This is a genomic window from Streptomyces sp. NPDC004609 (assembly GCF_042873655.1).
Classification (GTDB): Bacteria; Actinomycetota; Actinomycetes; order Streptomycetales; family Streptomycetaceae; genus Streptomyces.
On sequence record NZ_JBIALS010000030.1, the window covers coordinates 26,592 to 39,793 of the forward strand.

13 protein-coding genes and 1 pseudogene are annotated in these 13,202 nt (G+C 70.7%); 9 read left to right on the forward strand and 5 right to left on the reverse strand.

From position 1 onward, the window contains the following. Nucleotides 1-39: 39 nt before the first annotated feature. The 3 genes from fdxA (ACFYT4_RS26265) (at nt 40) to ACFYT4_RS26275 (ending at nt 2,362) form a co-directional block, all read left to right on the forward strand. Entirely contained in the window at nt 40-372 is a 333-nt protein-coding gene (gene fdxA / locus ACFYT4_RS26265; protein WP_389273846.1) for a ferredoxin, read from the forward strand. Next, the gene (locus ACFYT4_RS26270; protein WP_389273849.1) at nt 369-1,370 is read left to right on the forward strand and encodes an NAD(P)/FAD-dependent oxidoreductase; all 1,002 of its coding nucleotides are present in this window, start codon (nt 369-371) and stop codon (nt 1,368-1,370) included. Before fdxA (ACFYT4_RS26265) ends, ACFYT4_RS26270 begins: the two co-directional genes overlap by 4 nt. 194 nt (nt 1,371-1,564) lie before the next feature. Next, nucleotides 1,565-2,362 carry an IclR family transcriptional regulator gene (locus tag ACFYT4_RS26275; protein WP_389273851.1) on the forward strand — a complete coding sequence of 266 codons (798 nt, stop codon included), beginning with the start codon at nt 1,565-1,567 and terminating at the stop codon, nt 2,360-2,362. Nucleotides 2,363-2,757: 395 nt separating this feature from the next. Here ACFYT4_RS26275 and ACFYT4_RS26280 read toward each other — a convergent pair whose 3' ends face one another. The 5 genes and pseudogenes from ACFYT4_RS26280 to ACFYT4_RS26300 all read right to left on the reverse strand — a co-directional run. Continuing rightward, nucleotides 2,758-3,114, reverse strand: a complete 357-nt coding sequence (locus tag ACFYT4_RS26280; protein WP_389273854.1) for a cupin domain-containing protein — start codon at nt 3,112-3,114, stop codon at nt 2,758-2,760. Beyond that, nucleotides 3,111-3,884 (reverse strand): aldolase/citrate lyase family protein, encoded by a 774-nt coding sequence (locus ACFYT4_RS26285; protein ID WP_389273857.1) that lies wholly within the window; start codon nt 3,882-3,884, stop codon nt 3,111-3,113. The genes ACFYT4_RS26280 and ACFYT4_RS26285 overlap by 4 nt, the downstream gene beginning before the upstream one ends. A gap of 28 nt (nt 3,885-3,912) precedes the next feature. Then, on the reverse strand, nt 3,913-5,076 hold the full coding sequence (locus ACFYT4_RS26290) for an amidohydrolase family protein (RefSeq protein ID WP_389273860.1): 1,164 nt from the start codon (nt 5,074-5,076) through the stop codon (nt 3,913-3,915). 27 nt (nt 5,077-5,103) lie between these two features. After that, a complete protein-coding gene (locus tag ACFYT4_RS26295) occupies nt 5,104-5,964 on the reverse strand; it encodes a fumarylacetoacetate hydrolase family protein (RefSeq protein WP_389273863.1) in 861 nt (286 codons plus the stop codon). Nucleotides 5,965-6,228: 264 nt separating this feature from the next. Continuing rightward, a pseudogene (locus ACFYT4_RS26300) lies at nt 6,229-6,766 on the reverse strand (transposase); the annotation flags it as partial. A gap of 178 nt (nt 6,767-6,944) precedes the next feature. Here ACFYT4_RS26300 and ACFYT4_RS26305 point away from each other — a divergent pair. The 6 genes from ACFYT4_RS26305 to ACFYT4_RS26330 all read left to right on the forward strand — a co-directional run bounded on the left by ACFYT4_RS26305 (nt 6,945) and on the right by ACFYT4_RS26330 (nt 13,075). Then, on the forward strand, nt 6,945-7,997 hold the full coding sequence (locus ACFYT4_RS26305; RefSeq protein ID WP_389273866.1) for a zinc-binding dehydrogenase: 1,053 nt from the start codon (nt 6,945-6,947) through the stop codon (nt 7,995-7,997). Further along, nucleotides 7,994-9,085, forward strand: coding sequence for a class I SAM-dependent methyltransferase (locus ACFYT4_RS26310; RefSeq protein ID WP_389273869.1), 1,092 nt, complete (start codon nt 7,994-7,996; stop codon nt 9,083-9,085). Before ACFYT4_RS26305 ends, ACFYT4_RS26310 begins: the two co-directional genes overlap by 4 nt. Beyond that, nucleotides 9,082-10,485, forward strand: a complete 1,404-nt coding sequence (locus tag ACFYT4_RS26315; protein WP_389273872.1) for an amidohydrolase family protein — start codon at nt 9,082-9,084, stop codon at nt 10,483-10,485. The genes ACFYT4_RS26310 and ACFYT4_RS26315 overlap by 4 nt, the downstream gene beginning before the upstream one ends. A 71-nt stretch (nt 10,486-10,556) precedes the next feature. Beyond that, a complete protein-coding gene (locus tag ACFYT4_RS26320; protein ID WP_389273875.1) occupies nt 10,557-11,024 on the forward strand; it encodes a VOC family protein in 468 nt (155 codons plus the stop codon). Nucleotides 11,025-11,323: 299 nt separating this feature from the next. Further along, nucleotides 11,324-11,638 (forward strand): ferredoxin, encoded by a 315-nt coding sequence (gene fdxA / locus ACFYT4_RS26325; protein ID WP_389274024.1) that lies wholly within the window; start codon nt 11,324-11,326, stop codon nt 11,636-11,638. A gap of 759 nt (nt 11,639-12,397) precedes the next feature. Further along, nucleotides 12,398-13,075 (forward strand): GNAT family N-acetyltransferase, encoded by a 678-nt coding sequence (locus tag ACFYT4_RS26330; protein ID WP_389273878.1) that lies wholly within the window; start codon nt 12,398-12,400, stop codon nt 13,073-13,075. Nucleotides 13,076-13,202 lie beyond the last annotated feature (127 nt).

Genomic DNA, 13,202 nt, shown 5'->3' on the forward strand with positions numbered 1-13,202 from the left:
CCACATTGAGATACACCGTCTCGCATTCTGTGCGACCGTGTGAAGGGCAACAAGCTCGTGCCGTACGTCATCACTGACGCCTGCGTCGACGTCATGGACAAGTCCTGCATGGAGGAGTGCCCGGCCGACTGCATCTACGAGGGCGACCGGATGCTCTACATCCAGCCCGACGAATGCGTCGAGTGCGGGCGCTGCGAACCCGCCTGCCCCCAGATCTCCATCTTCCACCACGAAGACCTGCCCGAGGAAAGCAAACACTTCGAACGCGTCAACGCCGAATTCTTCACCCTCGGCACCCCACCACTCGGATCACCCGGCGGAGCCCGCAAAACCAGCCCGACCGGCCACGACCACCCCGAGGTGGGAACATGACCACCCACCCGACCACAGACCCCACAGACCCCGAGGTCTCCGCCGACCTGCTCATCATCGGCGCCGGCCCGACCGGGCTGTACGGCGCTTACTACGCCGGCTTCCGCGGCATGAGCGTCGTGGTCGCCGACGCTCTGCCCGAGGTGGGCGGCCAGATCGCCGCGCTGTACCCCGAGAAGTTCATCTTCGACGTGGCCGGCTTCCCCGCCGTCCGCGGCCAGGAGCTGGTGGACCGGCTTGCCGAGCAGGCCGCCCGCTGGAACCCCGCCTACCTGCTCGGGCACGGGGTCACCCGGCTGGACGACACCGGCGAGGGCATCGTCGCCACCACCGACGCCGGCACGCGGATCACCGCGGGTGCGGTCCTCGTCTGCGGCGGGATCGGCAACTTCATCCCCCGCGAGCTCCCGGCGGGCTCCGAGTACCTGGGCCGGGGCCTGCGGTACTTCGTGCCACGCCTGAACGACCTCGCAGGACAGGACGTCGTGGTGGTCGGCGGTGGAGACTCCGCACTGGACTGGGCACTGTCGCTGGAGCCGATCGCCTCCTCGGTGACGCTGGTGCACCGGCGTACGCGCTTCCGGGCCCACGAACGCACCGTCGAGCAGGTGCACACCTCCTCGGTGCGGGTCCTGACGCCCTACGAGGTCGAGAAGATCTCCGGCGACGGGCCGATGTCGGAAGTCGTGGTCGCCGGCTCCGACGGCAACCGGATCACCCTGCCCGCCCAGACCGTCGTGGCCGCGCTCGGCTTCATCGCCGACCTCGGCCCCATCGAGCAATGGGGACTCCGGCTGCGCCGCCGGCGCATCCTCGTCGACCCCACGATGCGCACCAGCCGGGAACGCGTCTTCGCGGCCGGCGACATCGCCGACTACGACGGCAAGGTCGGCCTCATCGCGATCGGCTTCGGCGAAGCCGCCCTCGCCGTCAACCACATCGCCACCGTGCTCGACCCGGCACGCTCCATCACGCCGGGGCACTCCTCCGACGCGTGAACTCTCCGCACCGGCGGCGCGGTGGACAGGAGCTTCCGCGGCTGCCGACCGCTCGGCTCCCGTTCACCGCCGTGGCTCTCCGCGGATGCGCGCCTCAGCACTCTTCACACACCCTTACCATGACGTTATACAAGACAGCGTTTCATTTGATGCCCTTACCAATTTGACTGAGCATGGACAGGAGCGTGGAATCCATGGCCACGAAGGTGCAGCGCGGCACCGGCGAGCAGGACGGTCCCGACAGGACCGCCCCCACTATCCAGACGGTGCAGCGTGCGGCGCTGATCCTCGGCTCGTTCACGGTCGGCAAGCCGCACATGAGCCTCAACGAGATCACCGCGCGTCTCGGGGCGAGCAAGGCGACCGCGCACCGCTACACGAAGGCACTGCGGGCGGCGAACCTGCTGCGGTACGACGAGCGCACCTCGCTGTACTCCCTCGGCCCCCAGGTGCTCACCCTCGCTGCGGCGGCACGGGCCGGCCTGCCGATCGTCGCCGCCGCCGAGCCGTACATGGAGGAGCTGGTCCGGCGCATCGACGAGACGATCGTGCTGTCGGTCTGGGACGGCGAGTCGGCGACCGTGGTGCGCTCGGTGGACAACACCGACCACATGGTGCGCATCAGCGTCCGGGTCGGCTCGCGCCTGAACGTCACGTCCTCGGCGCAGGGACGTGTCTTCCTCGCGCTCCTGCCCCCGGAGCAGGTACCGACACTGCCGCGCTCGGTCCGCACATCGGCCGAGCTCACCGAAGAGCTCGACGCCATCCGGCAGCACGGGCTGTCGGTCAACTCCCCCACGGTCAACGGAGTCCGCACCATCGCGGCGCCGATCTTCGAGGGGGACAAGATCAGCGGGACACTCGCGATCGTCGGCACGACGACGACCGTACCTGACGACGTCACGTCGCCGATGGCGCAGGCACTGCTGGAGACCGCCCGCGCGTTGTCGCAGCGGCTGGGCCCCTCCGACGGCGCACCCAACGGCGGCTGACCCGCTTGCGGTGGCAGTGGACGGCCCACCGCGGAGGCGGTGGGCCTTCTGCCGTGGCCTGCGCGTTTGTTGGGGGTGGGGCAGAAGTCTCCCGGCGGAGTGACGGTGCCCCGTAGCCGTCTCCGGAGCAAGCGTCCGGGCCGCCCCGGTGTCTCGTGGGCGACGGCGCTTCGAGCCCCTTCCCCGCTCCCGCGAGAGAGGCGACGCAGCTTGCGGGACGAGCGCGCGACGCCATCTGTGCGGGGATTCACCCACCGCGCCACGACCTGGTCCGCCACCTGCGGTGCCACGTGGGTGGCGGACGCGTACGCCCGGAACCCGGAGCGTCGCAGCATCGCGCCGCCCGCTGACCGCCTTGTCAGCAGCATCGCGCACCATAGTGGGCCGTCCGCCGCTCAGGGAAGCAGGTCGGCCCGCGGCGGGACGAAGAAGTCGATGTTCACGCAGGGGGCCTCCGTCGGCTCCACGTAGTGCTCGCTGCCGCGGGGAACGAGCAGGAACGATCCGGCGCGCATGTCGTGGGCGACACCGTCCACGTAGTAGTTCGCACGCCCCTCGGCGATGTGCACCAGCTGGTCGAAGTCCTCGTGCCGGTGCGGGTTGAGCGTCATGCCGACCTCCAGCTCGTGGTGGCAGATCATCACCTCGTCCGTCGCGTAGACGCGGCGCCGGACCCCCGGCCGCACCTGGGTCACCGGCAGCTCCTCCCAGTCGACGACGGTGTTGAACAGCGCTGCGTTGCGTGTGCTCACTGTTTTCCCTCTCCGGCGGCCGTCCTCAGGCCGGCCGCCAACATCTGCAGGTCCGAACCGACCACGAGGTAGTCGGCGTCACCGAGGCCCAGGTCCGCCGCGGCGCCCCGGGTCGGCGCCCAGCCGCCGAACGCGAGCACTGCGGAACGGGCGGCGACTCTCACCCGATCCACCGCGGCGCGCAGCACCGCCGGGTCCGCCGGCAGGCCCAGGTCGACCGCGAGGTCGGTGCTGCCGAGGAAACACACGTCGAGAGCAGCGACCAGATCCGGCAGAGGGGCGGTCCGCGCCGTCTCGATCTGACCCACGAGCACCGGCGGGTCGTCCTGCTCGGCGCGCAGGAACCCTGCCAGCGGGGCCGCACCGAACCGGGCGGCCCTGTTGGCCATGCTCACCGACCGGCGGCCGGCGGGAGCGAATCGGGTGGCCGCCACGAGTGCCTCGGCCTGGTCGACGCGGGTGAGCATGGACAGCTGGATTCCAGCCGCCCCGGCCTCCAGAAACCGGTTGATGGCGGCGGCGTCCACCTCGGGCACGCGGACCAGGGCCGACAGGCCGCAGGCGTCCGCGTGGCGCACCAGGTCGACGGCGTTCCGCTCGGTGAGGGTGGAGTGTTCAAGGTCGACGACCACGAACGCGAACCCGGCCGCCGCGGCCAGTTCCACCACGTCGGGCGACGCCAGCTTGACGAACGTGCCGACGGCGGGCTTCCCCGCCGTCAGGGCCGCTCGCAGTCGGCGCCGCAGCAGATGGACGTCACCGGCGGTCATCAGGTCCTCCCCTGGGAGTGCGGGTGTGTCAGGCCGACTGCAGACCCCGCCACGGCACGATGTCGACCTCGGCGCCACCGTGCAGCACGACGGTCGGCTCCAGGCGCGGCGCGAGAATCGTGTTGCCCGCGGCATCGGGCAGTGTGACCTCTTCGGTCTCGGTGACGACCGTGACGTCGGCCCGCCCACCGGCCTCCAGGCGCCCGTACCCTTCGGCGTCGAGCCCGAGCAGCTGCGCCGGCGCGACGGTGGCCCTCCGGACGCACTCCTCCAGCGGCGCGCCGAGCGCGACCATCTTGGAGATGCTGGTGAGCAGGTCGAACACCGGGCCGCGCCAGTTGCGCGCACTGGTGTCGGAGCTGAGGACATCGGGCAGGAATCCGTCGGCGATCGCCCGGCGCGCCACCTCGAAGCTGAGGTTGCTCTTGCCGTGGGCGGAGTCGAACAGCACGCCGCGCTCACGGGCCGCGGTCACGGCGGGCTGCACGTGGTCACCGTCGAGGATCCCGTGCGGCTTGCCGGTGTAGCAGTGCGCCACGATGTCGCCGGGTCGCAGGTAGTCCAGGACGACGGGCAACGGCTCCGCGGTCTCGCCGATGTGCAGCATCAGCGGCAGACCGGCCTGTTCGGCCAGCGACACGGACTTCTTCAGCAACGGCTCCCAGTTCGCGCCGACGACGTCCTCGGAGAGGCGGATCTTGAAGCCGCGCACGATGCCGGGGTGGGCCTCGGCGGTCGCGAGCGCGTCCTCGGGGACCAGCGTGTCCGGGTTCAGCAGCTCGCCGAACCTGAAGTCGATCAGGCCGAGCACCGAGACGTTGAGGAAGTTGACGATGCGCAGCGGGTTCGCCTCGACCACCAGCTTGCGGAAGGCCGCGAACGTCGAGGCGCCGGCCGTGCCGGCATCGGCCGCGGCGACCACACCGCGGCGCAGATGGGCTTCCTCGGCAGGGGCCCCGACGGCGGAGACGTACGGGAAGATGTGGGTGTGGCCCTCGACGAGGCCCGGTAGCACGGTGGAGCCGGTGACGTCGATCGTGCGGGCCGCGTCGGCCGCCAGACCCTCGCCGATCGCGGCGATGCGGTCACCGGTGACCGCCACGTCGAGCCGGGCGTTCGTGGCCGATGCCGGGTCGATGACGGTGCCGCCGGCCAGGACGAGGTCGTAGGACGGCACGGAGGAGTTGGACATCGGTGTGGGCTCCAGGGTGAGGGGCGGTCAGCCGACCGGTTCGGTCAGCCGGTGGTCGCGCGGTGAGGCGTCCGAAGGACGCACGATGCGGGTGACGAGGGGCAGCACACCGTCCACCTCGACTCGCACCTCGTCGCCGTCGGCGAGGAAGCAGGCGCGGTCCTGGCCGGTGCCGGCCGGGGTTCCGGTGAGGACGACGTCGCCGGGTTCGAGCGCGGCGAACCACGACAACCTGCTGAGCAGTTCGGGGATCGGGAAGATCATCCCGTCGCTCGTGTCGTCCTGCACGAGTGTGCCGTTGACCCGGGTCCGTACCCGGATCGCGTCGCGGTCGGCGAGGTCGTCGGGAGTACGGAGCGACGGGCCGAGCGGAGTGAACCCCGGGTAGCTCTTGGCGAGGGCGGGGACGCCTGTGGTGCGCATGACATCACGCGCGGTCATGTCGTTGGCGGCGGTGATGCCGGCGATCGCGGGCCAGACCTCCGACTCGGTCGCCTGGTACAGCGGGCGCCCGACGACGACCGCGATCTCCCCCTCGTAGTCGGGTTCGGTCGCGGCCTGCGGGATCACCACCTGCGCGCCGGGTGCCGACACGCAGGACGACGCGGCCAGGTACAGGATCGGCCGCTCGGGCAGTCCCCGGCCGGTCCGGGCCGCCTTCGACACGTAGTTGAGCCCGACACCCCACACCGCGCGAGGACGGCCCAGCGGCGCGGTGAGCGTGGCCTCGTCGAGCGGGATGCGCCGGCGTACCGCGCAGGACGCCAGGCACTGCAGCGAGCCCTCCTGTTCGAGGACCGCGCCGACGTGCGGAAAAGCAGTGTCCAGCAGGGCGGCGGCCCCGTCCTCGATCCGGCCCAGGCCGGCCTGCGTCGTCACTACGTGCATGGCGAGCATCTTTCAATGCGAGACGGCATCATGTCAAGCGATACGAAAGCCCGGGCCGGGGACGCGCGGACACCCCGTCCGGACCAGAGGCGGACGGGGTGTCAGAGGGCCGGCACCTCGCCGCTGCCCCGCAGTCCGTGAGGCGCGTGACGAGACCGCGGGCGACGGTGAACACGGTGACCCCGCGGACGCGCACGGGCCGGTCACCCGCCGAACCCAGCCTGATCGACGTCGGGGGTGGTGGTCGGTTGGAACGGTGTCCGCTGTGGTGAGGCGGAGGAGGCGTTTACAGCACCACAGGGCCGCGGCGAGGCCGAGAAGGGCCAGGTGGTTGCGGGGCCGGCGTTCGCAGCGGGGGCTGATTCCGCAGTAGCCGGACAGCCAGGAGATCGTGCGCTCGACCACCCGACGACGACGGCCCAACCGTTTCGCGGGACTCGATGCCATGGCGGGCGGTGAGCACGCCGATACGCTTGCCGCGTCACCCTTTCCGCTGGTGGGGGATGTCGTCGGCCTTGTCGGCACGCAGATGTTGGGGCTTGAAGCAGCGGCCGTGGTGGGGTGCGTGTCTCGTTGGGTGACCCTCGGCCACGGGCTTCGGGCCTTCGCTGTCGTGGAGGTCGGCAGCGCACCCGCCGACCAGCACGTAGATGATCGCCGCGAACAGCGTCTCATCAGGGGTGTTCGGCGTTCCACCACCCTGCGGCCGCACCCGGTCCTCGGGAATCAACGGCCCGGCGAGCTCCCACAAGCCGTCCGGAGCGATCCAACTCCACCCCGGGCTGGCCGAGTTCGAGGCGATTGAGCAGAGGACATTGACAACGTCGACAGTCACCAATACGTTCGGGCCGATCCGATCGGTGGGCAACAAATCGATCGGAGGGAGCGCTTTCGGCGCTCCACGGAGACCGTTGCATGCCGACCAGGCGTGCAACGAGCTGGCCGGTGACCGAGTCCCACAGCCAGCGGAGGTCTCTCCCATGAAGGTTGTACTCCATCGAACGCACGGCGGTCCGGATGTGCTCCAGGTCGCCGACGTCCCGGTGCCCGAGCCGGGACCGGACGAGGTACTCGTCCGCGTCGAGGCCTGCGGCCTCAACCACCTCGACGTCCTGCAGCGGCGCGGGCCCGGGCTGATCCCCGGGTTCGCCCTGCCGCACGTGGCCGGCATGGACATCGCGGGCACCATCGCGGCGGTCGGCCCGGCGGGCACCGGGCAAGCGGTCAACGGAACCGCGCTCGCCGAGGGCGCGCGCGTCGTCGTGAATCCGGCCGTGCCGTGCGATCACTGCGAGAGCTGCGCCGCAGGAGCCGACGGCGGGTGCGCGAGCGCGGGTGTCATCGGCGCCACCCTGGCCGGCGGCTACGCCGAGTACGTCCTCGTCCCGGCGGCCAACGTGCACCCCGTGCCGGACGAGGTCGACCTGGTCGACGCGGCCGTCGTGCCGACGATCTGGATGACGGCCTGGCACGCGCTCATCGAGATCGGCAGGGTCCGCCTCGGCGAGACGGTGCTGATCCACGCGGCCGGCAGCGGCGTCAGCACCGCGTTGATCCAGCTGGCCAAGGCCAGCGGTGCCCGTGTGATCACCACGGTCGGCTCGGACGCGAAGGCCGAGTACGCGCGCGGCCTGGGCGCCGACGTCGTGGTCAACTCGACGACCGGTGACGTCGTGGCGACCGTACGCGAGGTCACCGGGGGGCGGGGCGCCGACCTCGTGCTCGATCACGTCGGCCCGGCCACGTGGAACACCGGCATCTACAGCCTCGCGCAGCGCGGGCGACTGGTGTTCTTCGGCAACACGACGGGAAACCGGGCCGAGTTCGACCTGGTGTACGCCTACCACTTCGGCCTGCAGCTGCTCGGCTCCGACCCGTACGACCGCCGCGAGTTCGCCGCGATGCTCGACGCCTACTGGGCCTCGACGTTCCGCACGCCGATCGACAGCGAGTTCCCGCTGGCCGAGGCCGCGGCGGCGCAGGAGCGGATGGAGTCGCGGCGGGCTACCGGCAAGATCGTACTGCGCCCATGAGTACGGAGACCGCCACCCCGGTCACCCCGGCGCCGGTGTGGGACGTCATCAACGGCTTCACGTCCTACTGGGCGCTCTCGGCCGCACTCGACCTCGGCCTGTTCGACGCCCTGGCTCAGGACGACGATTCCGGGACCGGACTGGACGCCTCGCAGCTGGCGGCCGCGATCGGCGCGGCCGGGCCGGGCCCGGTGAGCGTGCTGGCCGAGACCCTGGTAGCGCTCGACCTGCTCGCCGCCGTCGAGGACCGCTTCCGGCTCACGCCCGCGGCCGAGCGCTACCTGGTGTCGACGGCGCCGGCCTCGATGGCCGCACTCGTGCGGTACTCGCCCGGGCCGCCGGGGGCCTGGCCCGGCCTCGCCGACACCGTCCGCACCGGCGCACCCGAGCCGACCGTGACAGCCGCCCTGACCGAGCTGTACCCGGCGCTCGTGCGCGCGACCGGCCCGACCCAGGCCGGCGTGGCGACGGCTGTCGCCGCCGAGCTGCAGCGCCGCGGGTGGTGGCCCGAGCAGCCGACGATCGTCGACCTCGGCTGCGGCTCGGGGGCGTGGCTGACCGCGCTGCTGCGCACCCGGCCGAAGGGCACGGTGATCGCGGTCGACCTGCCGAACGTGCTGCCGATCGCCGAGCAGGCGGCTACGGACGCCGGCCTGCGTGAGCAGGTGATCGCCGTTGCCGGCGACTACCTCGGGGTCGAGCTCCCGGTCGCCGAGGCCGACGTCGTCGTCCTGGCGCACGTGCTGCGGGCCGAGCCGGCCGAGCGGGCCCGGCAACTGCTCGCCCGCGCGGTTGAGCTGGCCGGTGCGGGCGGGGTCGTCGTGGTCGTCGACTACACGCGTCCCGACCCGGCCCGCGCCCGACACGACGGCGACGGCGAAGACCGCGGCGCCGCCTGTATCGCCGCGCGCCACGAACTGCTGCTGTCACTGACGATGCTGGCCTCGACAGCGGGACTCGGTGTCACGGTCGCGGACCTGCGCGCGTGGGCCGAAGCGGCCGGAGCCGAGTTGGTCGACTCGTTCGAGCCGGTGCCGCGCCAGCACGTCCGCCTGATCCGCTCCCGCACCCCGGAGGCCACCTCGTGAATTCCCCGAACGCCACGGCACCCGCCGACACCCTGATCGTCAACACCCTCGTCGTGACGATGGACGACTCCCGCCAGGTGATCACCGACGGCGCGGTCGCCATCCGGGACGACCTGATCGTGGCCGTCGGCAAGACCGCCGACGTGACCGCCCAGTGGCACAGCGACACCGTCATCGCCGGCGAGCGGTTCGTCGTCACCCCGGGGCTGATCAACACACACGTGCACATCACCGGCGAACCGCTCACACGCGGCTTCGTCCCGGACGACACGCCGTTCCTGGAGAACGTCTTCGAGTGGCTCACGCCGATCCACACGCACTACACCGAGGAAGACGAGCACATCTCGGCCCAGCTCGCGGCGCTGGAGATGCTCAAGAGCGGAACGACGTCGTTCCTGGAGGCCGGCACGATCCGGTTCATCGACCCCGTCGTCGAGGCCCTCACCGACATCGGCATCCGCGGCCGCGTCGGACCGTGGGCGTGGGATCTCGTGCCTGAGCCGGAGGTGCTGCGCATGTCGACCGCGCAGGCGATCGCGCGCCTCAAGGACACGATGGGCACATACGCCTCGGTGGCAGGCGGCCGCGTCCAGGCATGGCCGATCATCATCGGTCACACCTGCTGCAGCGACGAGCTCTGGCGGGCCGCGAAGGGACTGGCGGCCGAGTACGGCACCGGGTTCAGCGCCCATATGTCGCCGGCGGCGATGGATCCCGAGGGGTTCCTCGCGGCGTTCGGACAACGGCCGATGGTGCACCTCGACGAAATCGGCGTACTGGGCCGGAATGTGACCCTGACCCATGCCGTCCACGTGGACGACGACGAGATCGCGGTGCTCGCCAGGACCGGTACGAGCGTGTCGCACTGCCCGACCACGGCGCTCAAGGTGTCCTACGGCGTGACCCAGATCGGCAAGTTCCCCGAGATGGTGGACGCCGGTGTGAACGTGGCGATCGGCACCGACGGCAACAACGCCTCGAACTACCACGACCTGATGCGTGCGACCTATCTGGTCGCCGGCCTGTTCAAGGACGCCCGGCGCGACGCCACGATCTTCCCGGCCGAGGACGCGTTCGCGATGGCCACCCGCAACGGCGCCCGCGCGCTGCAGGCCGAGCACGAGATCGGCTCGATCGAGACGGGCAAGAAAGCCGACCTGGTCCTGCACGACACGAACCGGCCGGAGTGGCGGCCGCTGCACAACGTCGCCAACCAACTCGTGTGGTCGGCCGACGGGCGGGGCGTGCACACGGTGTTCGTCGACGGGCGGCGCGTCGTCGACGACTACCGCTGCACGACGATCGACGAGGACGACCTGCTGCGCCGCGCCCAGACCGCCGGCGAGGGCATCGTGGCCCGCTCCGGCCTGCCCGACCGGGCCAAGTGGCTCACCGTCTGACCGCACGGCCGCGCGTCGCGGTCGGTCCGAACGAAACGAATGAACAGCGAACGACTGAGGAGAGCCGAACCATGGCAGAACTGACCGAACCCCGCTGGACCCATGTCGCCATCCCGGTCAGCGACCTGGACCGATCGATCGAGTTCTACGAGCGCATCACCCCGCTGGTGCTGGTCACCAAGAACACGGACAGCAACGGGCGCGGCGCCTGGCTGTCGAACAAGGGCCAGGTCGACTCGCCGCTCGTCCTCGTCCTGGCGGAGTTCATTCCCGAGGTCGGGGCGCGCTTCGGCATCGAGCCGGGCAAGAAGGTGACGACGCTGGCGCCGTTCGCGCACATCGGCATCGAGCTGCCCAACCGCGAGGACGTCGACGCGGTCGCGGCCAAGGCGCGCGAGACGGGCAACCTGCGGTGGGAGCCGATGGAGATGGCCGCCCACATCGGGTACATCTGCGCCGTGAACGACCCCGACGGCAACACGATCGAGTTCTCGCACAACCAGAAGGTGTTCTCGACCATCCAGGAGCTCTGGGGCTGAGCATGGAGCCGACCGCACGCTCCTCGGCCGATCTGCTGGTCACCGGCGGTGAGGCCGGGGCCGTGGACGCGAGCCGACAGGTCGTCACCGGCGCCGGGATCGGCCCGGCGGCGGCCTGATCGGGTCGAGCCGGTCGGGTCGATCCGGGCCGGTCGGGAGCCTGCGGCGGCGCCACCTGTCGCCGGCCCTTGCCGTGGTCGACCGCGTGGTTGACGTCGGGGGTCGGCGCGGCCATCACCCTGTCCCGTACTGAAACACCGTCCCGCATTCCGTGCCACCGTGTGAAGGGCAACAAGCTCGTGCCGTACGTCATCACCCAGGCATGCCTCGACGTCATGGACAAGTCGTGCATGGAGGAGTGCCCGGTCGACTGCATCTACGAAGGCGACCGGATGCTCTACGTCCAGCCCGACGAATGCGTCGAATGCGGGCGCTGCGAACCCGTCTGCCCCCAGGTCTCCATCTTCCACCACGAAGACCTGCCGGAAGAGAGCAAGCGCTTCGAGCACATCAACGCCGAGTTCTTCGCCCTCGGCACCCCACCCCTCGGATCACCCGGCGGAGCCCGCAAAGTCGGCAGAACCGGCCACGACCACCCCGAGGCGGGAACATGACCACCCACACCACCCCGAAGTAACCACCGGCCTCCTCGCCGTCCAGGACGCCCTCGGGCACGTGGCGCAGGTCTGGGAAGGTCGTGCGGCAGCCGGTCGGCGCCGCGCGGTACTCGGCGCGGCCGTTGCCCATCGACGACGTGTGTTCGTCGGCGAATCCACGGCCGCACAGGCCGCCACAGCGTCGGCGTCGTGCGCGTTCGGTGTCGCCGGGTACGCCTCGACCGCGGCGCGGGTGTTCGGAGCGAACCCCCTCGCTTCGCCCGGACGGTGTCGGACACCTGCTGATCGTGGGAGATCTCGACGAGGTCGCCGTCGGAATCCTTCGGTGTCGCGGACGCAGCCGATGGCATCGGGCATCTGCCGGGACTCCCCGTGCGGGCAGCCGGGTTCGTGATCCCGCCGGGGCGTCGACGTCCTCACACGCCGGCACCTCGATGCCGATACACGCGAATGGGGACAGCAGGCCCGGCTGGTCGCCCTTGTCCGTGCGCTTGTCCTTGTTGAGCAACAACAGGACGCGTACGAACGGTGTCCCGGCCCACTTGTCCTGTTCTCCGAACGCCAAACTGTCCGCGTGGGGCCTGAGCTGGGGCGTCGTGTCACGTAGATGTCCGTGACACGACGGTTCGCTTGTCCTGGCTGCGATCCTCGCGCGTCCCGCCGACCCGCAGGTTCAGTCCCGTGAGCCCCGCCCTGGCCCAGCCCAGGCCGAATACGTGATGCACGCCGCGTTGGCTCACCGTTAGGGTCGCGCCCGTGACGACGACTGCCTCGATCCTGTCCGCGTATCCCCCGTTGAACGTGCGGGTGCACACACCCTGGCTGTCCCTGCTGGGGGCGACAGACGAACTCCTGCAACGCCTGGTCCCGACGGTTCGCAAGGGGGTGGCCACGGGGCCTCCGTGGCCCTTCGACGATCCGATGTCCCTCTATGAGGAGGGGCCGGAACGCGTGTGGGGCTGGCTGCGGGGGGTGTGGGCCGGCCGAGGCCGTGTCAGTGCCGGCTTCTGGCGCCTCTACTTCGTCGTGGTGATCGACGGCGAGCCGGTGGGCATGCAGGATCTGATCGGCACCGACTTCGCCGCGTTCGGAACGGTCTCCACCTTCTCCTGGCTCAGCCCCGGCGTGCGGGGCGGCGGCTTCGGGAAGGAGATGCGGCAGGCAGTGCTGCATCTGGCCTTCGACGGGCTGGGGGCCCGCGAGGCCAACAGCGATGCGTTCGTCGACAACCATGCCTCGAACCGTGTCTCCGAGGCCGTGGGATACGTACCGAACGGCGTCACCTGGGACACCCGGCGGGGCGAGCCGGCGGAGATCAAACGCTGGAGGCTGACTCGCGAGCAGTGGATCAAGCAGCGGCGTGACGACATCGAACTCGTCGCTGTTGCCGACTGTCTGCCTGTCCTCGGGATCGACCCGCCACCGCGGAACTGATCGACAAGCCTGCTGCATGCGGCCTGGGGGACGCGCCGGCCAAGGTGACGGTCGCGGAACTCCCGGCCGTTGTCCGAGACCCGCTGGCAGCCCTCTCCCTGGCAGAGCCGACCTCGTACCCGGTCCT

Excerpts from the sequence above, each read along its gene's own strand:
- ACFYT4_RS26290 (WP_389273860.1), bottom strand. The coding sequence starts at position 5,076 with ATGTCCAACTCCTCCGTGCCGTCCTACGACCTCGTCCTGGCCGGCGGC.
- ACFYT4_RS26275 (WP_389273851.1), top strand. The coding sequence starts at position 1,565 with ATGGCCACGAAGGTGCAGCGCGGCACCGGCGAGCAGGACGGTCCCGAC.
- ACFYT4_RS26320 (WP_389273875.1), top strand. The coding sequence starts at position 10,557 with ATGGCAGAACTGACCGAACCCCGCTGGACCCATGTCGCCATCCCGGTC.
- ACFYT4_RS26310 (WP_389273869.1), top strand. The coding sequence starts at position 7,994 with ATGAGTACGGAGACCGCCACCCCGGTCACCCCGGCGCCGGTGTGGGAC.
- ACFYT4_RS26295 (WP_389273863.1), bottom strand. The coding sequence starts at position 5,964 with ATGCACGTAGTGACGACGCAGGCCGGCCTGGGCCGGATCGAGGACGGG.
- ACFYT4_RS26305 (WP_389273866.1), top strand. The coding sequence starts at position 6,945 with ATGAAGGTTGTACTCCATCGAACGCACGGCGGTCCGGATGTGCTCCAG.
- ACFYT4_RS26285 (WP_389273857.1), bottom strand. The coding sequence starts at position 3,884 with ATGACCGCCGGTGACGTCCATCTGCTGCGGCGCCGACTGCGAGCGGCC.
- ACFYT4_RS26270 (WP_389273849.1), top strand. The coding sequence starts at position 369 with ATGACCACCCACCCGACCACAGACCCCACAGACCCCGAGGTCTCCGCC.